The sequence below is a fragment of the Elusimicrobiota bacterium genome (genome assembly GCA_026388095.1).
GTDB lineage: Bacteria > Elusimicrobiota > Elusimicrobia > UBA1565 > UBA9628 > UBA9628.
In genome coordinates this window covers 31,339-50,168 of sequence record JAPLKL010000007.1, presented here as the reverse complement: position 1 = coordinate 50,168, position 18,830 = coordinate 31,339, and the positions used below count along the sequence as shown (strand labels likewise).

The following is an 18,830-nucleotide window of genomic DNA, read 5'->3' as shown; positions in this document are numbered from 1 at the left end:
ACGCTAGACGGGCCAGACCGGGCCCTTGCGCGGCTGGAATGGGCGAACGGCCGGCTCCAGTTCCGGTTCCGGCGCGGGTGACGCGGGCTCGGGGGTGGCGGGCTCCTGCGGCGGGGCCTCGACAACCGCGGCCGCGGGAGGTTCCGCCTCAGCTTCCGGCTCCTGGGCCGGGATGGGAAGAACCGACTCCGGAGCCGCGCTCGCCGGCTCGGGCTCCGCGGCCTGGGCGGGCTGCAGTGCTCCGGACTGGCTGGCAGGGGCCGCTTGAGGAACCGTCTCCAGCGCAAGATCGGCGGATCGCGTCGCTGCGGGGAAGGCGCTGCTCGGCGAGACGCCGGCGGTATCGGAGGCTCCGCCGACGGTATCGGAGGTTCCGCCGGTGCCGGCCGGACGGATTTCCTCACGGCCGGCGCCCGTCTTGAATCCTTCGGCCAGTTCGGAGAGTTTCTTGAGCACGAGTTGGCCTTGGGCGGCCTGCTGCGCGGACAAGGCCTTGAGCGCCGCGATGTTCTTGTCGAACCTCTCCATCTGGGATCGGATGTTCTGCAAGTAGGCGACGGTCGGGTTGACGCCGTCGCCGGCACGGCGCTCTGGCGCCGCGCCTTTCGCCGGCGCGGGAGCGCCGACGCCCCGAGCGCTAACAGGCGATGCCTTGGCGGTCGTGGGGGAGGGTTGCGGTTCCACCTTCGCAGATGGGGCGGCAGCGACCGGCAGCGCCACGGCTGGCGCGGTCTTGGTCTTGGTCTTGGGCCAAGACACGATAGGGGTCGCCACCGGGACCGGGGTCAATTCGAGGACCGCAGGCTGGGCGGGTGGAGGCTCCACCGAGGCCGCCTCTTGAGACGGAGAGGCAGTGTCGCTCTCATCCGTCTCCTCGACCGCCGAACGGTACTGGCCCAGGAGGTACAAGAACAGCGCGCCGCTGCCGAGGAATCCCAGAGTCGAGATGTAGAACCAGACGTCTCCCCAAAGGTCCGCCACGCCTTAATCTTATCGGATTGCCCCGCGCCTGTCAAGGCGATTGGAAATTAGCTATAATGCGTCTCTCTGACGACGATCCTGGACGTTCTCATCGATGATCCCGCCTCCGGGGCCCGGATCGGCGATGCCGCCGTCGCCGTCGTCTTGACTCAGCCGCGACCATAGGAGAGCCAGAATGGAATCCGCGAAGACGAACCCGCCGGAGCACGCCAAGAAAGAGCGGCCCGCCGCCCCGAGTCTGACGCGCCTTCGTCAGATGGTCGAAACGGTCATGCTCGGAGGCGGGGAGAAGGGCATCGCCGCGCAGAAGGCCAAGGGCAAGTTCACGGCGCGGGAGCGCATCCAGTACCTGCTCGACGACGGCAGCTTCCAGGAGACCGACCTGCTGGTGAGCACGCGCTGCGCGGACTTCGGCCTCAAGGAGAAGAACCCGCCGGGCGACGGAGTGGTCACCGGCTTCGGCACCGTGGCCGGACGGGAGGTCTGCGTCTTCGCGCAGGACTTCACGGTCCTGGGCGGCTCGCTCGGGCACGCCCACGCCATGAAGATCTGCAAGGTCATGGACATGGCCCTGACCAACCGGGTGCCGATCATCGGCCTGCTGGACTCGGGCGGCGCGCGCATCCAGGAAGGCGTCGACTCCCTCGACGGCTATGCCGAGATCTTCTACCGCAACACACAGTGCTCGGGCGTCATCCCGCAGATCTCCGTCATCCTGGGCCCCTGCGCGGGGGGCGCGGTCTATTCCCCGGCCCTGACCGACTTCATCTTCATGGTCGAGGGCATCAGCCACATGTTCGTGACCGGCCCGGACGTGGTCAAGGCCGCCACGGGCGAAGACGTGAGCTTCGACACCTTGGGCGGCTGCGCCGCCCACGCGAACAAGTCAGGAGTCTGCCACTTCGTGGCCGCCTCCGAGCCGGACTGCTTCCGCCAAGTCCGCGAGCTCCTGTCCTACCTGCCGCAGAACCGCTGGGAGAAGCCGCCGCGCGTGGCCAATCCGGACCCGGTCAGCCGCGGCATCCCCTTGCTGGAGAAGATGTGCGAGATGGACCCGCGCAAGCCCTACCGCATCCACCACGTCATCTGGCAGATCGCCGACGAGCACAAGTTCTTCGAGGTGCACGCGGGCTGGGCCAAGAACATCGTGGTGGGCTTCATGCGCATGGGCGGAGAGGCCGTGGGCGTGGTGGCCAACAACCCGGCCCACTTCGCCGGAGCCCTGGACATCAACTCCGCGGACAAGGCGGCGCGCTTCATACGCCTGCTCAACGCCTTCAACATCCCCATCGTGACCCTGACCGACGTGCCGGGCTACTGGCCGGGCGTGACCCAGGAGCATGGGGGCATCATCCGGCACGGGGCCAAGCTCCTCTTCGCCTACTCCGAGGCCACGGTGCCCAAGATCGCGGTGGTCATCCGGAAAGCCTACGGCGGGGCCTACATCGCCATGAGCTCCAAGAAGCTCGGCAGCGACTTCAACTTCTCTTCTCCCAGCGCGGAGATCGCGGTGATGGGCCCGGCCGGGGCGGTCGAGATCCTCTACCGTCGCGAAGTGGCCGCGGCCAAGACCGCCGATGAGAAAGCCGCCCTGCGCGCCAAGCTCACCGCAGAGTACAAGGACCGCTTCGCCTCGCCCTACCAGACCGCCTCGACCGGCTCCATAGACGAGGTCATCGAGCCGCGTCTGCTGCGCACCAAGATCATCCGGGCTCTGCGTCTCCTGCGCGACAAGCGCATCCCCGGGACCCACGAGAACCGGGGAAATATTCCGCTCTGATGTGGTATAATCCGGTCCTGATACGATGAAAGCCCAGATTTTGGTCGTCGAGGATCAGGCGGCAACCTCCGAGCTCATCCGCGAGGTGCTCAAGGACGAGGGTTGCGAGGTCCAGACGGTCGACACATTGGCCAAGGCGCGCAAGAGCCTGCAGCGCGCTCTGCCCGACCTGATGGTCCTCGACCGGGCCCTGCCGGACGGCGAGGGGATGGAGTTGCTCAAGGACCTGCGGGGCGAGGAAAAATCGGCGCGGCTGCCCATCCTCATCCTCACGGCCCAGAACGCGGTCAGCGACAAGGTCACGGGCCTGCGCGAGGGCGCCGACGACTACATCACCAAGCCCTTCAACACCGAGGAATTGGTGGCGCGCGTGGAGGCCCTGCTGCGCCGAACCGGAGCCCTGGAAGAGCCGACCGTGCAGGAATCCGGGGAGCTCAAGCTCGACCGGACCTCGCGCAAGGCCTACGTCAAGCACAAGGAAGTCCCCTTGAGCGCCAAGGAGTTCGACCTGCTCTGGTTCCTGATGCACCGCCGAAACCGGGTGCTCACGCGCGACTTCCTGCTCCAGCACGTCTGGGGCTACGAGCAGGGCCTGGACCTCTCCACCAAGGTCATCGACGTGACCCTCTCCCACCTGCGCGACAAGATCGGCCCCACGGCCAACCGGATCGTGGCCGTGCGCGGCTTCGGCTACCGCTTCGACGACTAGCAGGCTGCTGATAAACCCTCCTGCGGAAAGGACTATGTCCGGACACAGTCCTTTCGGTAGCGGGCAACAGTCCATCCCCGAACTGGCCCAGACAGGCGCAGCCTGCCTGGGCCAGTCGCGCCGAAGGCGCCATCCTTCGTGCAACCCATCGGATGGGTTCTGCCGCCCCGCTTCGCGGGTCGGTTGCGCCCGGCAGACGGCCGCCGGGCGCTCGCAGAACGGACTTTATCAGCAGCCTGCTAGCCGGCCTCACCAGCCCGCCTCCCCGCCGTTCTCCGAGCGCCCGGCGCCGCCGTCTGCGCCGGGCGCCACCGCCCCGACGCGCCAGCGGAGGGGCGGAACGTCGTTATGCTGTTTGTAAGGATTCCGTTTTATGCTATCATCCGTGATTATGGTCAATAAGGATTCCCATCACACCCCCAGGCTCATCACCGCCTCGGTCACTTCCAAGGCCCAGATCACTCTGCCCAAGCCGGTGCGCGAGCTCCTCAAGGTCGGCGCCAAGGGCGACCTCGTCGGATTCATCGTCGACGCGGAGGCCGGCACCGTCAGGCTGACCCGGACCGAGACGCTTCCCGTCGACCCCGACTTCTCCCCAGGAGCCTACGAGAAGCTGGCCCGCCTGCGCCGAGAGGGGAAGGGCAAGACCTTCCGGCGCGTGTCCGCCCTGCTCAAGGATCTCAAGCGCTGAGGCGCCATGCGCTACACGAGCGCCGACGCCTTCCAGAGGCTCTACCGGAAGCTACCCGCCGGGAGGCAGGAGTCCGTGACGAAGGCCCTGCTCCTCCTGGAGCGGATGCTCCAAGAGGACCGGCCCATGCCCAGCCTGGGCCTGCGCGAGCTGCGCCGCGGCCTCTGGGAGGTGCGCGCCGGTCTCCTGGACCGGCTCGTCTTCTCCATGTCCCGGGACGAGGTCCGGCTCCTGGCGGTCGGGACCCACGACGAGCTGCGACGGTCACTCTGACGCGCCTGCTGCCGGCCGCCCCTTCCGGGAACTTTTTGACTCCCAAATCGTATTATATAGAGTAGGGCTGGGGGGGTTGAAAATCCCTGTCTTCGGGCTATAATGTAGGTAGCTACTTTAGTAGCTACTTTCGGAGGCCCCATGACCCTGGCTCAGATACTCAAAGCGCGACACGTGGGCGTCAAGGAACTCAAGAACAATCTTTCCATGCTGCTCAGAACCCATAAGCCGATAGTGGCCACTGACAGAGGCCAGCCTGCCTATATGCTCATCCCTTACGATGAGATGGTGGACCTTCTAGAGATGCTCGAGGAATCCCGAGACCAAGCACTCGTCGCCATGGTCCAGTCTGGACGCAAGGCTTACGCGGCGGGCCGCTGGCGGCCGGCTGCGAAGGTATTGAAGAAACTAGAACTTTGAGCCGATGCGGGACTATTCCGTCGGGTTCGCCAGCGAAGCCGTCGAGAAGCATTTTCTCAAGGAGCTGACGAAGCTGCCGAGGACGCTCGCATCACGGATCAAAGAAGCCATAGAATCACTGGCCGCCGACCCGCGGCCTCAGGGCAAGAAATTCAAGTTCCCAAGGCCGCCTGTGAGCATCGCCCATATGGTCGCGACGCATCGGCTCAGGGTGGGGGACTACCGGATACTCTACGATGTGGACGACGAGGCCAAGCGAGTCGTCCTGCTGGCGGTCAGAAGACGGTCCGAAAGCACCTATCAGCGTTAAGGGCCGGAACCGTGAAGTTCGTGAAAGCCTGACACCTAGCGCAGGATCACGAACTGCATCGGATCGAGCTCCAGCTTGACGAAACGCGAGCCGTTGGCCGGGTCGGGATGCGACTCCACCGTCACTTCGCCCCGGCCGCCGTATAGATACGACATCCGGCTGCCCGCCGCGTGCAGGCCGGCGTCGACGACCACGCAGTCGCGCCGCCGCTCGGTCGTGGAGGTGTTGTAGGCGACCAGAATCTCCTCATCGGCCAGAACCCGCGAAAAGGCCAAGGTGCAGGGATGCGCGGCGGGCAGGTCGAAGTCCGAGCCGTTGCCTGAGACCTCCCGGAAATACATGCGGCCGAAGCGCAGGCCGGGATGGGCCTGATTGACCTTGGCGATCTTGGCGATCTCCCGGTAGATGCGGCAGTCCTTGTTGAGCAGGTCGCGCCCCGGGTCGGCCAGGTCGAACATGGCCTCACGGATGACGTGGTCGCTCTCGCCCTCACCCGTGAAGCCCTGCTCGGTCCCGTAATAGATGCAGGGCGTGCCCAAGGCGCAGATGAGGTAGCCTACGGCCGCGATCACCTGCTCGTCGCGGGCGCCGGCCGCGAAGCGGCGCTTGTACATCTGCCCGATCTGGTCGTGGTTGTCTATGAAGGTCACCATGTAGCGGCCAAGCTCCCCGCGGTTCAACGCCCGCTCGCGCAGGGCCTCGTAGCGGTTGACCAGGGCCAACGGGTTGACGAAGCCCTTGATGACGCCGGGCAGGGTCCAGTAGAGGGGGAAGTCCAACACCGAGGAGAGCCCGTAGTAGATGGTCTTGCCGTCCACCTTGCCCGCGGTGTTGGGACCGGTGTAGCGATTGATGGCATCGTCGCCCGCCACCAGCTCGCCGAAGAGGAAGAAGTTGCGCTTTCCCAGTTCGTAGGAGTACTCGCGCATCTCCTGGCAGAAGCGCGCGATGGCGGTCTCGCCCATGTGCTTGACCGCGTCCATGCGGTAGCCGTCGATGTCCGCCTCGCGGATCCAGTACTTGTGCGCCGCGTTGAGGACCCGCTGCAGCTCCAGGCCGGCCGGGTCATCGTCGTTATTGAACCCCTTGAGGGTGTAGAAGTCGCCCCACTGAGTCTCGGGGAAGCTGTCCCAGCCCCAGTCCCGGATCTGACCGCAGCGGTAGAAAGCCTCCGGGTCGCGCAGTTCCACGGGCACGGGATAGTCGGACCGGCGCCAGCCGCCGAAGGGCCAAGACTTCTGATCGTCTCGGAACCAGCGCGGCTGGTCGTCCTCGTAGTACCAGACGTCGCCGCAGTGGTTGGCCACGGCGTCGAGGAAGACGCGCATGTTCCGCTGGTGGGCTTCATCGACCAGCGCCACCAGGTCGGCCTTGGTGCCGAAGCGGGGGTCGACGTTGAGGTAGTTCCAGATGCCGTAGCCGTGGTAGCTGTCGGAACGGGGGTCCGGGTCGTTCTCGAAGATGGGGCTCAGCCAGAGGGCCGTGCAGCCCAGGTCCTGGATGTAGCCGATGTTCCGGGTGATGCCCTTGAGGGTCCCGCCGCAGAACCGGCTCAGTTGCTCCGGCGTGCCGCTGCCGGCCGAGCGCCCGGCCTCGCTCCGAGGGCGGCGCTCCCGGCCGTCGTGGAAGCGGTCCACCATGAGGAAATAGATGAACTCCTCGCGCCACTCGCGGTCGCTCGACCAGTAGCGCCGGCCCGGCTTCGGGCTGAAATCCAGTTCCCTGACGGACCGAGGCTCGGGCATGGCGTCCTCCTGGGTTATGTCCCCGCGCCGGGGAGGCTCTGCCCAGGCCGCGCTCCCGCGGCCTCCGCCTCGGCCACGATCGGCAGGCGGATGAGGAAGGCGGCGCCCTCGCCGCGGCCGGATTGCAGAGTCAAGGACCCGCCGAGGGAATCCACGATCCGGCGGCAGATGGCCAAGCCGAGCCCGGTGCCCTCGCCCTCCGGCTTGGTCGTGAAGAACGGCTCCCAGATGCGCTCCGCGATATCGGCCGGGATGCCGGGGCCGTTGTCCTCCACGCGGACGAGGATCTCCCCGTCCTCGCGGCGGGTGCTCAGCCGGATGCGTCCGTCCGCGCGGCGCGCGGCGCGGATGGCTTGATGCGCGTTGGTCAAGAGGTTGAAGATGACCTGCTGGAACTCCGCCCCGGAGAGCTCGGTGCGCGGCAGGTCCGCGGAGAGCTCCGCGTCGACCGCGAGCCGGTCCATGAACCAGTCATGCTCTTTGAGGGCCACGCATTCCCGGATCAGGGCGTTGATGTCGCAGGCCTTGCGCGCGCCCGTCTTCTGGCGGGCGAAGGCGAGCATGTCCTGGATGACCTGCTCGCAGTTGCGGGCTCTCTCCGCGATGCGGCCGAAGATCCGCTTGGCCTCGGCCGGGGGCAGTTCCCGTCCGTGCGCGAGCTCCGCATAGCCCAGGATGCCCGCCATCGGCGACTTGAGCTCATGCGCGACCCCGGCGATGAGCGTCCCCAGAGTGGCGAGGCGGTCCATGTGTTGGAGCTGCTCGCGCGCCTGGACCCGCTCGGTCTCGCTGCGCCGCCGCTCCTCTTCGAGGCGGGCCCGCGCCTCGCGCTCGCGGCCCGCCACCTGCATGACCACAGCGGCCGAAGCCGTGATGATGGCCGCCTTGACGAGAAGCTCGATGGCGCCGCCCCAGCCCAGTCGGGACAGGGTCCCGAGGTAGAAGACCAGCAGGGGCGCCAGCGCCGCCGCGATGGTGGCCAGAACGCCGCGCCGCCCGAAGGCCAGGCAGGCGTTGAAGACCGGCAGCAGATAGAGCACCCAGAAATAGGACTGCGCCCCGCCGGAATAGTGCAGGACCAAAGTCAGAAGGAGGATGTTGGAGGCCACGACGAGCACGGAACGGCGCGGCTGCGGCAGCAGACGGGGCAGGGCCGAGAAGTTGACGAGGTTGAAGGCCAGCAGCGCCAGGAGGCAGTAAAGGACCTCGGGATAGACGAAGCGCGGGTTCTCCCGGCCCAGGAAGGCGGCCACGGCCATGATGAGAGCGAAGACCACGCCTTCGACGGGCCCGCCGAACCACTCATCGCGCTGGGACATGGGACAATAGTCTAAACCTACAGGCAGCCGCCGTCAAGCGGTCTGCTAGCGTTCCGGGACGGGCACCGCGAAATCGAGCGGCTGTCCGACCTTGAGCTTGTAGCGCCGCGCCGCGCCGGCCGGCAGCTCCAGCACGTACTGCGCCGGACCCCGGGCCCGCGCGACCTCCTCGTCCGTGGTCTTCGCGGTCGAAGGAGGCACGCGCTCGTGGATGCGCGTGATCCTATGGTCCGCGCCGATGAATACGATGTCCAGGCTGACCCAGGTGTTCTTCATCCAGAAGGTCATGTTCCCGATCTCGATGGGGAAGACGAAAAGCATGCCGTAGTCCCTGGGCAGCGACTTGCGGTACATCAGGCCCGTCTCGCGGCCGGCCGGGGTGTCCACCACATCCACCGTGATCTGACGGCCGGAGGCGAAGCGCAGGTCGGCGTGCCGCGCGACCTGCTGTGGCGCGGGAGCCGCCGCGCAGAGGGCCCAGGCGGCCGCCAGCGTCAGAATGAGTCTGGTTCGTCTCTCCATGGAGCGCTCCTCTTGCGGCGGGGGATTTCCTACGGCCAGCCAGGCGGTCACGGCGCCCCCTCCGGCGAGAGGAGAACGGCCTTCGCCTGTGGGGACGGCGGGCCCTTGCCCGCCTCCTTAAGATGCCGGATCGCGGCACGGGCCTCGTCGAGCCAAGCCCGCGTCGACCACGGCCCCAGCCGGCCCCAGAGCGCCCGGCCCAGGTCGTGGACGAAGAGCCCGCGGGCGGGGCCGTCCGAGTAGATGCCGTCGACCGCAAGAGCCGTGCGGCGGTAGAGCTCCTGGGGGCCGTCCGGACTGCGTTGGTGCAGGGGCCAGTCGACGACGTCTCCCACGATGAGCTGGGCGTCGCCGCGGGCCAGGTAGCGGTGCCAATCCGAGAGCAGGACCGAGTACTGCTGAGCGTCGGCTTCGTAGAGCATCAGCGCTTCGGCGTCTACCCCCGCGTCGTTGAACATGACCGCGTCCTGGCCGTGATGCCAGCCCTTATCCCAGGTCAGCATGAAAGCCCAGAGCGGCTGGGCAGCGCCGAGCTCGGCTTTCAGGCGCCGGATGATGCCGCTGACGCGGTGGGCCCGCCACCACTGCCAGGCGTCGATGAAGGCCATGTCCTTGCGCATGACTCTCTTGCGGGCGAAGTAGATCATCCGCTCCTCAGAGCTCAGATGCGCGAACTCGGCCGGGGGCGAGACGACGCCCGCCATGTCCCGGTAGAACTCGTCGACCAGCTCCACGCCGCCCAGGGCGTTGCGGATGTAGTCCACTCCGAGGTAGTCCACTCCGGGGATATCCCGGAAGCGCTTGAGCAGGTCAGCCACGTCGCGCACGCGCTTGTCGTCGCGCAGGGAGAAGGCCCGGGTCGGGACCACGCGCCCGTCCTGGACCTCCAGGGCATATTCGTAGCCGGGCAGGCGCGACTGGCCGGACATGGTCAGGAAGCATTGCGCGTAAACGCCGAACTTGATGCCGCGGCGGCGGCACTCCTTGGCCAACTCAGGGATGATGGGCAGGTTGTAGGAGAGCCAGACCTCGCCGGGCTTGTCTCCCGGCGAGCGGCCGCCCAGGACCCAGAAGGCGTCGGCGCCCACGTACTCGACCCAGTCGAGGAGTCCGCGCCAGTCCTTGACCTTGCCGTCGGGGGCCGTGACCTTGAGGCCGGCGAAGGGCAGGTCGCATTCCAAGGTCAGCACCGCCAGGCCTTGCGGCAGGGCTTGCGGCCGCCGCCGGATGATGCGGAACGGCTTGGCCAAGAGCCGCTGCCCGAGCGCGGCCGCGGATGAGGACGAGAGCTCCAGCCGGTACTCTCCCGGCGCGGCGTTCCAGGGGCAGGGCCAACGGCCGGACCAGCGGCCCGCCCCATCGGGGCTCAGCCGCAGCTCGCGCAGGCCCGCGATCGTCTCCACCGGCCGGCCTCGCCGGGTGACGGTCACCGCAGGAGAAGAGGACCTCCAGGCGTCGGCCAAAGACGCGTCGCGGGCGGTCAGGCTGATGTCCACGAACTCGTCGTGCAGGTACTCGGCCTTCGCGGCCGAGAGGCGGACCGGGCGCTCCCAACTCAGCCAAGCCCAACGGCCCAGGAAAAAGAGGGCGTAGAACGCCGCCAGGACGACGAACTGGGTCCGGCCATGGGAATGCTCAAGCCTGGGCATGGGGTCGAGTCGGTCTGAGGTCGGGGAATGATACCAATAATTTGATATACTGCCCAACGTCATTCTCGACGAGCCGTGCGCAAATCGCTGTCGCGAGGAGAGAAGGCTATGGTGACGGGACTCGTGCTGGTACGGCTCATGGCGGGACAGGAGAAGCAAGCCCTGGCCAAGATCAAGCAGACGGATGGCGTGGCCCATGTCACCGCGGTCTTCGGCCGCTGGGACCTCGTCCTCGACATCGAGACCAAGGACCTCTTCACCCTTTCCAACGTCATCGTCCGGGACATCCGCGCCATCCCGGGCGTGATGTCCACCGAGAGCCTCATCACGACCGCCATCTGACCTCCATTCTCCTCTTGCGAAGGCGCCGCGACGATGCCTGAGCAGGCTATCCTCACCCTCAACGACCTCCTGGACGCGGCGGCCGAGCGCCAGCCGCCCGCGGGCGGACTCTCCACGCCGGACGAGCGCCTGAGCTACCGGGACCTCCGGTCGCGTGTCCTGCGGACCGCCGCCGGGATGCAGGCCGCCGGCGTGGCCAAGGGCGACCGCGTCGCCCTCGTGCTGCGCAACGGCATCCCTTTCGTGGTCTCCTACTTCGCGCTGGCCCGCCTGGGCGCAGCGGCAGTGCCCATCAACTTCATGGTCCAGAAACCTGAAGACCTGGGCTTCATGCTCAAAGACTGCGGCGCCAAGGCGGCCGTGACGGCGGCGGAATTCCTGCCCGGGCTGCGGCTGGCGCAGAAGCAGGCCGGGGCCCTGAAGGCCATCTGGGTCGTCGATGAATCGGGCCCCGATGAGCGCCCCTTCTCGGAACTGCTGCGCGGCGACCCCGAGAGCCTGCCGCGCGCCGCGGCCTCGGAGTCCGACCTGGCCGGCATCCTCTACACCGCCGGCACCACCGGCGTGCCCAAAGGCGTGATGCTGACGCACCGCAACCTGGTCACGAACTGCACGGCCGCCGCCGCGCACATGGGCCTGCGCCGCAATGATGTGATGCTCTGCATCCTGCCCATGTTCCACTCCTTCGCCTGGACCGCCAACGTCCTGGTCCCCATGTGGGGGGGGGTCGAGGTCGCCATCGCGCCGGGGGTCACCCCGGCCAAGCTGTGGCTCAAGCTCATGGCCCGCCACGGGGTCACCGTCTTCACCGCCATCCCCCAGCTCTACGCCGTGCTGGCCAAGGAGGCGGCCGGGCTCAAGCGCATCATGCTCCGGTGGTGGTTCTTCCGCCGCGTGCGCATGGCGGTCTCGGGAGCGGCGCCCCTCGCCCAGGAGACCGCCCGGCGCTTCGAAGCGCAGCTCAAGGTCCCGATATTGGAGGGCTACGGGCTCACCGAGACCTCGCCCATCGCCACCATCAACCCGCCGGCAGGCCGCCGGCCCGGGACCGTGGGCCTGCCCATCGCCGGGGTGCGCCTGAAGATCGTGGACCCGGAAGGCCGCGCCCTGCCGCCCGGGGCCGACGGAGAGGTCTGCATCCAGGGCGACTGCGTGATGAAGGGCTACTACAACCACCCCCAGGCCACGGCCGAGACCATCTCCGCGGAGGGCTGGCTCAAGACCGGCGACGTGGGCAGCCTCGACTCGGACGGCTACCTGACCATCAAGGACCGGCTCAAGGACATGATCATCGTCAAGGGCCTCAAGGTCTTCTCGGCCCAGGTGGAAGCGGCGCTGCTGGAGCATCCGGCCGTGGCCGAGGCCGCGGTGGTGGGGGTGCCCGACGAGGTCGGAAACGAGACGGTCAAGGCCTTCGTGGTGCTGCGGCGAGGGGCGCAGGCCGACCGGGCGGAGCTGCTGCGCTTCTGCCGGCAGCGGCTGGACAATTACAAGCGGCCCCGCGACGTCGCGATCGTGGCCGGCCTGCCCAAGAACGCTTTGCAGAAGGTGCTCAAGACGGTCCTGCGCCGGCAGGAGCTGGCCCGGCGCCGCGCGCCATGACCGAGCGTCCCGTCGCGCGCCTCCCCGGCCCGGCGCTGGCCCTGCTGCGCGCCGCCGCCAAGGACCTGCCCCGGCCCTCCTACCTGGTGGGGGGAGCCCTGCGCGACGCCTGGCTGGGCCGGCCCCTGCTGGACCTCGACCTGGCCGTGCGCGGCGCGCGCGCCGGGGCCGCCCGGCTGGGACGCAGCCTGGGCGCGGCCTTCGTGGTCCTCGACTCGGAGAACGGCGTCTTCCGGCTGGCCCTGCCCAAGGGCCGGGGGGCTCTGCACATCGACGTCAGCGAGCTCCAGGGCGAGGACATCGTGGCCGACCTTGGGCGCCGGGACTTCACGGCCAACGCCCTGGCCCTGCCGCTGACCGGCGACCTGTCCGCTGCGCTGTCCGCCGCGGCCGTCCTGGACCCGCGCGGCGGGCTGGCCGACCTGCGCCGCGGCGTGCTGCGCTGCGAGGATGAGGGCATCCTCAAGGCCGACCCGCTGCGCGTCCTGCGCGCCTTCCGCTTGGGAGCCCAGCTGGGCTTCGCCATCGAGGCCAAGACCCTGCAGCGCCTGCGCGCGCTGCGCTCGCGGGTGCGCCGCAGCGCGCCGGAGCGCATCTCGGCCGAGCTCACCCTGCTCCTGGCCGAGCCGGGCTGTCCGGCCTGGCTGGCGCGCATGGATCACGCGGGCCTGCTGACCGAGCTCTTCGAGGACCTCGAGGCCGCGCGGCAGTGCGCGACCTGCTACTACGGCCGCGGCGGGGTGCTGCGCCACACCTTGGAGGTGTGCTCGCGGCTGGACCTGCTCCTGGCCGACCCGCGGCGGGTGTTCGGCGCCGCGGCCGGGCCGCTCCAGGAGTCCTTGGGCGAGCGCCTGCGGCCGGGGCAGCCTTGGCGCGCCGCCTTGATGCTGGCCGCGCTGCTGCACGACGTGTCCAAGCCCGAGACCGCGCGGCGCAGAGGGGGCAGACTGCGCTTCTTCGGCCACGACCTGGCGGGAGCGCGGCGCGCCGCGGGCCTGCTCAAGGCCCTACGCTTCCCCAACGAGACCATCGAGCTGGTGGCGGCCGTGGCCACCCACCACCTGCGGCCGGGCAACCTGACGGCCGGGGGCGTTCTGACCGACAAAGCGGTGTACCGCTTCTTCCGCGACCTGGGGGAGCACGCCGTGGCCGTGCTCCTGGTGTGCTGGGCCGACCATGCCAGCTACCTGCCCCACCGGCAGCTCGAGCGGCTCTTGCCCGCGGCCGCGGAGGACCCGGACTCCTACGACATGTCGAGCGTGCGGCCCGTGGAGGCGCGCAAGACCCTCAAGCATCTGCAGGTCATCGCGCTGCTCCTGCGCCGCCGCTTCGACGAGCGGCGCAAGCCCGTGCCGGACCGGCTGGTGGACGGCCACGCGGTGATGAAGGCCTTGGGCATCCCTCCGGGCCCCAAGGTGGGGGAACTGCTGGAAAAGCTCCGGGAGGCCCAGGCGGAGGGGAAGATCGGCACCAAGAAAGCGGCTCTGGATTTCCTTAAGAGACTGAAATAACTCTATAACATCCCAGGACTACGCTGGCGTTGTGGCGGGGAGCGCGCGCATGAACCTCCGAAGGACATCCCTGGCGGCCTTTTTCCTCATCGTCATCGGGGCTTCCCGCCTGCACGCTTCGCCGAGCGTCGCATTCTCCAGCATCACCTATTGCTTAGGCGCGGACCCCGTCGCCACCGACAATTCCCCCACCGTCTACACCACCGTACCCTCGTGGTACGTGGGGTTCACCGCGCCCGCGCCAGGCTTCCAGGGCGGCTCCTATCCCCGCAAGAGCATCACCGGCACGCGCCTCCTGCTGCATTTCGACAACGACGGCAACGACTCGTCGGGCGGCCAGCACCACATCGCCAACCCGGTCCCGGGCAACCACTCCGACAGCAGTATGTGCGTGGACGCGATCCCGAATCCCGGCACGGCCGTGACGAGCTGGGGGGCCACGGGGACCGGGCCGACCGCGGATTTCCTCCAGAATCTCACCTTCATCGGGAACTACAGCACTGCCAAATGCTGCAAAACAGTGCCCGGTTGTGCCCCCGCCGCGAAAAGCTACGCCTATTCCTCGGCTTACGCCGTGGTCCCGACCCTCGACAGCGTCTTCTACAACAGATCATTCTCGGTGGAGCTGTGGGTCAAGGCCTCGGGCGTGCCCACCAGCCCCTCAGGCAACAACGACCGTCCCATCCTGGAGCAATGCCAGGCGGCAGCGACCCTGGACCAATGCCTGCACCTGACCTTGCGCAACGGCAAGCCCCATCTCGGGTTCTACAGCGACGACCTCGAAGCCGACTCGAGCATCGCTGACGGTGCCTGGCACCACCTGGTCTTCACCTTCGACTATAATTCGAAGTATCAGACCATCTACGTGGACGGACTCAAGGTCAAGGAGAGGACCGCCGGGAACACCTACCAAGGCACCACCGGCACCGTCTATCTGGGCATCGCCCCGAACGTGTCGGCCGGAGACAACTTCAACGGCCAGCTGGACGACATCCGCATCGTCAATTACGAGATGCCTCCAGGCCAGGTCGCCGCCGACTACGCCGGCCAAGCCTACTATGCCGACTGGTTGACCCCGACCTGGCGTCCCATCGGGGGCTTTGTGCATGGCAGCAAGGCGGGAACCATGGGAATCTACCTCGGTGTCATCCACACGCCCACCTCCGGCACCAACCAAACGGCGCAGGACGAGGATGAGAACATGGCCTATCGCGGCCTGTCCATCACCGTGGATCAGACCGGCCTCATGCTCCCGCCCAACCCCACGGTCCCCATGGTCGGCGCGACGTCGATCACCTGGAACTGGTCGAGCTATGCCTGCAACACCTGCAAATCCCCTTACGCCGCCTGCGGCGTCGCTCCCGGCAAGAACACTACGTACACCATCAACACGAACGCGAGCGGCCCCGGCTCCCCGAACAGCTATCCCTACTACTCCCCCACGGGCCTGACTCCCAACACGGTCTACACCCTCTCCTACAATGCGACCTATGTGGACACCGGAGGCTCGGGGAAGACGGCAGGCCCCTCCGGCTCCTCTGGCGTCTCCACCGTCAGGACCCTGGCCGCGAGGCCGAACGTCGGTCCGGACACGATCACCGGCACCGGCCCCACCTCGGTCACCCTCAAGGCGCACATCCGGGACAATCCCGACGACACGCGCTGCGCGGTCATCGCCAAGGAGAACGGCGTGTACCAGAGCGTGACCAGTTTCGCGAAGACCAAAGAAAACGACGTCATCAGCATCGTCAATCTGCCCAAGTCGTCCCACTTCGTCTTCGCGATACAATGCGAGAACGACGAAGGCAAGTTCGCGGAGCGGGGCCCTGATTCCGGCGGGGATCCTCCGGCGAGCTTCGTCTCGCAGCCCGCGACCCCGACCGGATTGACGGGGAACCTCCCCGCGGGCCCCGTGATCTGTCCGAAGACCACCATCAACTGGACCTGGAGCCCGGTGATCAAGGGCAGCGCCTATCCCGCCAGCGCCAACGCCACCCCTTACCAGGTGTCCCGGATGAACGGCGACGGCTCCATCAGCGCCATCGCGGTCTGCGGTCCGCCGACTCTCCCGAACGGGCAGACCAACTGCGTGGAGACCGGCCTGGCGAAAGGGACATCCTTTCTGCGCGTCGTGCAGGCCCAAGACACCGGCGCCTACACGCAATGGAGCGACACCTCGTCTACGGCCGGGTTCTCGACCACGGGAGACTTCACCGACGCGCCCGCGAACCTCACCGGGGTCTCCGGGAACAACGTCATCACCTGGAATTGGACTCCTCCCGTCAACATCTGCGTCCCGTTCAGATACCTTCCCTTCGACGCTGTCACAGGGGCGGCCGTCCCCATCCCGCCCAATCCTTCCCTCGGGGACCTCAATCCCGGCTCTCAGCCCAACCCCCCGTGGACCCAGACCAACGACCTGTCCAACGCCCCCTTGGGGACCAACACGCTCTACTCGCTGCAGCTCAGGGCCCAGGACAGCGTCACCGCCTCGTACAGCCCGCTCTCGCTCTCCGCCAGCGCCTACACTTTGGCCGATGCGCCGGCCAACCTCAGGGCGGCCGCCGTATCCACCGGGTCCGTGAAGCTGCAGTGGGACAGCACCAACCCGCCCTACACCCGTTTCGAAGTGTCCATGTCTCCGCTCAACGACCTGCTCCAGCCCGTCTCGATCTCGACGCTCGTCTATATCACCAACAACTGGACGTCCAACTCCTACCTTGTCAACGGCCTCAACGCCGGCTCCACCTACTACTTCCGCGTGCGCGCGGCCAACGGCCGCGCCGAGGACGGCTTCGGGGGGCTGCTGACCAACTTCGCGATCCTCGCATCCACCGTCACCCGGCCCCAGCCGCCCGAGCTGACCGGGACCGGGACCAACATCACCACCGTGAAGTGGGACTGGTCCGCGCACCCGGTCACCGGCGCGGTGGGCTACAAGCTGGTCAGCGACGCGGAGGTTCCGATCCTGGACAATCCCAACACGTCCGCGGTCACCATCTCCTCAGGCCCGTTCCGCCCCAACACCGCATGCGGGGCCAAGATCGCCTCCTACAACTCCAACGGCGAATATGGGCCCTATTCCGCGGTGGTCTACGCCTTCACCAAGGCCAACCCTCCTACCGCGCCCGGCATAACCGGGGCCAGCAGCGACACGGTGAACCTGTCCTGGAATCCCAACAACAACGCCTCCTACACCTTCTACCAGATCATCCTGGCCACGGACTCCCTTTACGGCGTGGTGGCGGCCACGGTCAGCGTCATGAGCACATTCACCGCGATCAGCGGCCTGTTCCCCGGCGCCACCTATTACGCGCAGGTGCAGGCCATCAACGGAGGGCAGATCGGCACGGGGTTCGTCCCGGCGGGCTCGATCTGCACGAAGGCCGACAACTCGGTGACCCGCTCCACGGCCCCGACCTCGCCCTACGCGATCCCGCCCGGGCTCATCGGGCTCTGGCACCTCGATGAGGACTCCGGGACCCGGGCCAAGGACGCCTCGGCCTGGGCCAACACCGGGGGTCTCGCCTGCCTGGACATCCCTGCCAACTGCAGCGCGCTCAACTCGACTCCGACCTTCACCACGGACGCGCCGCCGGACCTGGGCCATGCGGTCTCCTTCTCAGGCATACGCAACTCTCTGCTGAGCATCCCGCCCGCGGCCCAGTACGACTTCACCGACTCCCTGACGCTCAGCGCCTGGGTCAAGCCCGCCACCGCCGTGCAGACCGACGGCGCGGGGCTCGTCACCAAGGGAGTCTCGGGCGACGAATCATTCAGCCTGGAGCTCACCAACCGGGCCGGTGCGCCCCGATACCTCTTCCGGACACAGATGACCGGCCCCCACACCGCCACCATCTTCGGCACCTCCACTGTCCGGACCGGCCAATGGGACCTGGTCACGGCGGTCTTCGACCGCGGCCCCGCCAACCAAGCCACGCTCTACATAAACGGCATCTTCGCCTCCAGCGCCACCGTCAGCTGGCCGCGCGTGACCAACACCGCGCCCATCTCGGTGGGCAACCGCAAGGACGGCACCGGCAATTACAACCTGGGCTTCTCCGGCGTCATCGACGACATCCGCCTGCTCAACACCGCCCTCAGCGCCGCGCAGGCCGCGGACCTCTACCACAGCTACTTCCCGACCCAGCTCACCCCGCCCGGAGTCAACAGCGCCATCCAGCTGCTGCTGCCTCCCAACGCCTTCCCCTCGGCGGCGAGCATCTACGTGAGCTCCGACCCCATCAGCCACCCTCTGCGGATCTCCTCCAGCCTCCTGGCCCAGGCCCTCTCCCGGCCGCCCACCGGGCAGATGCTCATGCCGCCCTCCCAGGCCTACCCGACCTTGCTGGAGATCGTGCCGACCTTGGACGGCGTGAACTATTTCAACGGCGCCCTCGGCTCATCGGCGTCGCTGTCTTTGCCCTACGCGGACGCCAATGGCGACGGCATCGTCGACGGATCCAATCCGTCGGTGCCGGCGGCCAGGCTGCAGCTCTACACCTTGAACACCTCGATCCTGGCCTGGGAAGCGCTGCCCACGAGCGTGAACACGGTGGACAGGAGGGTCTCGGCCCTGGTGTCGCATTTCTCCATATTCGGGCTCTTCGGCGCCACCTCCTACGGCCAGACCGCATCCGCCGTCCGGGTCTATCCGGTCCCCTGGAAGATCGGGACCGACGGCCTTTTCGGCACTCCAACGACGGGACCTTGCAAGGGGGTCGGGCTAGCCTTCGGCTGCGAACAGCTCAATCCCAACGCCGGTTGCCTGCCCACCTCGGGCTCCATCCGCATCTTGACCCTCTCCGGAGAAAAAGTCATCGATCTGCCGTTCTCCAGCACTGACGCGGGCACGAAGTGTTGGGACGGCCGCAACACGGCCGGTAAGAGGGTGGCCAGCGGGGTCTATTTCGCCCAGGTCAAGTCGTCGCAGGACGGGTCGAGCCGCATCCTGAGGTTCGCGATCGAGAAATGAG

General features: G+C 67.6%; 15 protein-coding genes. 10 read left to right on the top strand and 5 right to left on the bottom strand.

Translation table 11 applies throughout. The annotated features are described in order from the left end of the window. Positions 1–3: 3 nt before the first annotated feature. Positions 4–981 carry a hypothetical protein gene (locus tag NTY77_01635; GenBank protein MCX5794182.1) on the bottom strand — a complete coding sequence of 326 codons (978 nt, stop codon included), beginning with the start codon at positions 979–981 and terminating at the stop codon, positions 4–6. Between the two features lie 175 nt (positions 982–1,156). Here NTY77_01635 and NTY77_01630 point away from each other — a divergent pair, with 175 nt between their 5' ends. The 6 genes from NTY77_01630 (at position 1,157) to NTY77_01605 (ending at position 5,164) form a co-directional block, all read left to right on the top strand. Continuing rightward, on the top strand, positions 1,157–2,761 hold the full coding sequence (locus NTY77_01630; GenBank protein ID MCX5794181.1) for an acyl-CoA carboxylase subunit beta: 1,605 nt from the start codon (positions 1,157–1,159) through the stop codon (positions 2,759–2,761). 25 nt (positions 2,762–2,786) lie between these two features. After that, positions 2,787–3,470, top strand: coding sequence for a response regulator transcription factor (locus NTY77_01625; GenBank protein ID MCX5794180.1), 684 nt, complete (start codon positions 2,787–2,789; stop codon positions 3,468–3,470). Positions 3,471–3,861: 391 nt separating this feature from the next. Beyond that, complete coding sequence (locus NTY77_01620; GenBank protein MCX5794179.1) at positions 3,862–4,161, top strand: AbrB family transcriptional regulator; 300 nt, start codon at positions 3,862–3,864, stop codon at positions 4,159–4,161. A 6-nt stretch (positions 4,162–4,167) separates the two neighbouring features. After that, entirely contained in the window at positions 4,168–4,434 is a 267-nt protein-coding gene (locus NTY77_01615; protein MCX5794178.1) for a hypothetical protein, read from the top strand. A gap of 141 nt (positions 4,435–4,575) precedes the next feature. After that, entirely contained in the window at positions 4,576–4,854 is a 279-nt protein-coding gene (locus NTY77_01610) for a type II toxin-antitoxin system prevent-host-death family antitoxin (GenBank protein ID MCX5794177.1), read from the top strand. Positions 4,855–4,858: 4 nt separating this feature from the next. Next, entirely contained in the window at positions 4,859–5,164 is a 306-nt protein-coding gene (locus NTY77_01605) for a type II toxin-antitoxin system RelE/ParE family toxin (GenBank protein ID MCX5794176.1), read from the top strand. Between the two features lie 35 nt (positions 5,165–5,199). On the opposite strand, the gene NTY77_01600 is transcribed toward NTY77_01605, so the two are convergent. The 4 genes from NTY77_01600 to NTY77_01585 are packed head-to-tail and all read right to left on the bottom strand — an operon-like array spanning position 5,200 to position 10,399. Then, the gene (locus tag NTY77_01600) at positions 5,200–6,909 is read right to left on the bottom strand and encodes an alpha-amylase family glycosyl hydrolase (protein MCX5794175.1); all 1,710 of its coding nucleotides are present in this window, start codon (positions 6,907–6,909) and stop codon (positions 5,200–5,202) included. A gap of 14 nt (positions 6,910–6,923) precedes the next feature. Next, positions 6,924–8,228, bottom strand: coding sequence for an ATP-binding protein (locus NTY77_01595; protein MCX5794174.1), 1,305 nt, complete (start codon positions 8,226–8,228; stop codon positions 6,924–6,926). Between the two features lie 45 nt (positions 8,229–8,273). Continuing rightward, positions 8,274–8,750 (bottom strand): DUF192 domain-containing protein, encoded by a 477-nt coding sequence (locus tag NTY77_01590; GenBank protein MCX5794173.1) that lies wholly within the window; start codon positions 8,748–8,750, stop codon positions 8,274–8,276. A gap of 47 nt (positions 8,751–8,797) precedes the next feature. Further along, the gene (locus NTY77_01585; GenBank protein MCX5794172.1) at positions 8,798–10,399 is read right to left on the bottom strand and encodes a hypothetical protein; all 1,602 of its coding nucleotides are present in this window, start codon (positions 10,397–10,399) and stop codon (positions 8,798–8,800) included. Between the two features lie 108 nt (positions 10,400–10,507). Between NTY77_01585 and NTY77_01580 the strand changes: the two genes are divergently transcribed. Genes NTY77_01580 through NTY77_01565 form a run of 4 tightly spaced genes read left to right on the top strand, consistent with a single transcriptional unit; the run spans position 10,508 to position 18,829 of the window. Then, on the top strand, positions 10,508–10,741 hold the full coding sequence (locus NTY77_01580; protein ID MCX5794171.1) for an Lrp/AsnC ligand binding domain-containing protein: 234 nt from the start codon (positions 10,508–10,510) through the stop codon (positions 10,739–10,741). 33 nt (positions 10,742–10,774) lie between these two features. Then, the gene (locus NTY77_01575) at positions 10,775–12,343 is read left to right on the top strand and encodes a long-chain-fatty-acid--CoA ligase (GenBank protein MCX5794170.1); all 1,569 of its coding nucleotides are present in this window, start codon (positions 10,775–10,777) and stop codon (positions 12,341–12,343) included. Next, positions 12,340–13,854 (top strand): HD domain-containing protein, encoded by a 1,515-nt coding sequence (locus NTY77_01570; GenBank protein MCX5794169.1) that lies wholly within the window; start codon positions 12,340–12,342, stop codon positions 13,852–13,854. Before NTY77_01575 ends, NTY77_01570 begins: the two co-directional genes overlap by 4 nt. A gap of 49 nt (positions 13,855–13,903) precedes the next feature. After that, positions 13,904–18,829, top strand: coding sequence for a fibronectin type III domain-containing protein (locus tag NTY77_01565; protein MCX5794168.1), 4,926 nt, complete (start codon positions 13,904–13,906; stop codon positions 18,827–18,829). Position 18,830 lies beyond the last annotated feature (1 nt).

Coding starts and splice junctions, on each gene's coding strand:
- NTY77_01580 (MCX5794171.1), top strand. CDS start 10,508: ATGGTGACGGGACTCGTGCTGGTACGGCTCATGGCGGGACAGGAGAAG.
- NTY77_01575 (MCX5794170.1), top strand. CDS start 10,775: ATGCCTGAGCAGGCTATCCTCACCCTCAACGACCTCCTGGACGCGGCG.
- NTY77_01605 (MCX5794176.1), top strand. CDS start 4,859: ATGCGGGACTATTCCGTCGGGTTCGCCAGCGAAGCCGTCGAGAAGCAT.
- NTY77_01600 (MCX5794175.1), bottom strand. CDS start 6,909: ATGCCCGAGCCTCGGTCCGTCAGGGAACTGGATTTCAGCCCGAAGCCG.
- NTY77_01615 (MCX5794178.1), top strand. CDS start 4,168: ATGCGCTACACGAGCGCCGACGCCTTCCAGAGGCTCTACCGGAAGCTA.
- NTY77_01585 (MCX5794172.1), bottom strand. CDS start 10,399: ATGCCCAGGCTTGAGCATTCCCATGGCCGGACCCAGTTCGTCGTCCTG.
- NTY77_01620 (MCX5794179.1), top strand. CDS start 3,862: ATGGTCAATAAGGATTCCCATCACACCCCCAGGCTCATCACCGCCTCG.
- NTY77_01610 (MCX5794177.1), top strand. CDS start 4,576: ATGACCCTGGCTCAGATACTCAAAGCGCGACACGTGGGCGTCAAGGAA.
- NTY77_01625 (MCX5794180.1), top strand. CDS start 2,787: ATGAAAGCCCAGATTTTGGTCGTCGAGGATCAGGCGGCAACCTCCGAG.
- NTY77_01590 (MCX5794173.1), bottom strand. CDS start 8,750: ATGGAGAGACGAACCAGACTCATTCTGACGCTGGCGGCCGCCTGGGCC.
- NTY77_01630 (MCX5794181.1), top strand. CDS start 1,157: ATGGAATCCGCGAAGACGAACCCGCCGGAGCACGCCAAGAAAGAGCGG.
- NTY77_01595 (MCX5794174.1), bottom strand. CDS start 8,228: ATGTCCCAGCGCGATGAGTGGTTCGGCGGGCCCGTCGAAGGCGTGGTC.
- NTY77_01570 (MCX5794169.1), top strand. CDS start 12,340: ATGACCGAGCGTCCCGTCGCGCGCCTCCCCGGCCCGGCGCTGGCCCTG.
- NTY77_01565 (MCX5794168.1), top strand. CDS start 13,904: ATGAACCTCCGAAGGACATCCCTGGCGGCCTTTTTCCTCATCGTCATC.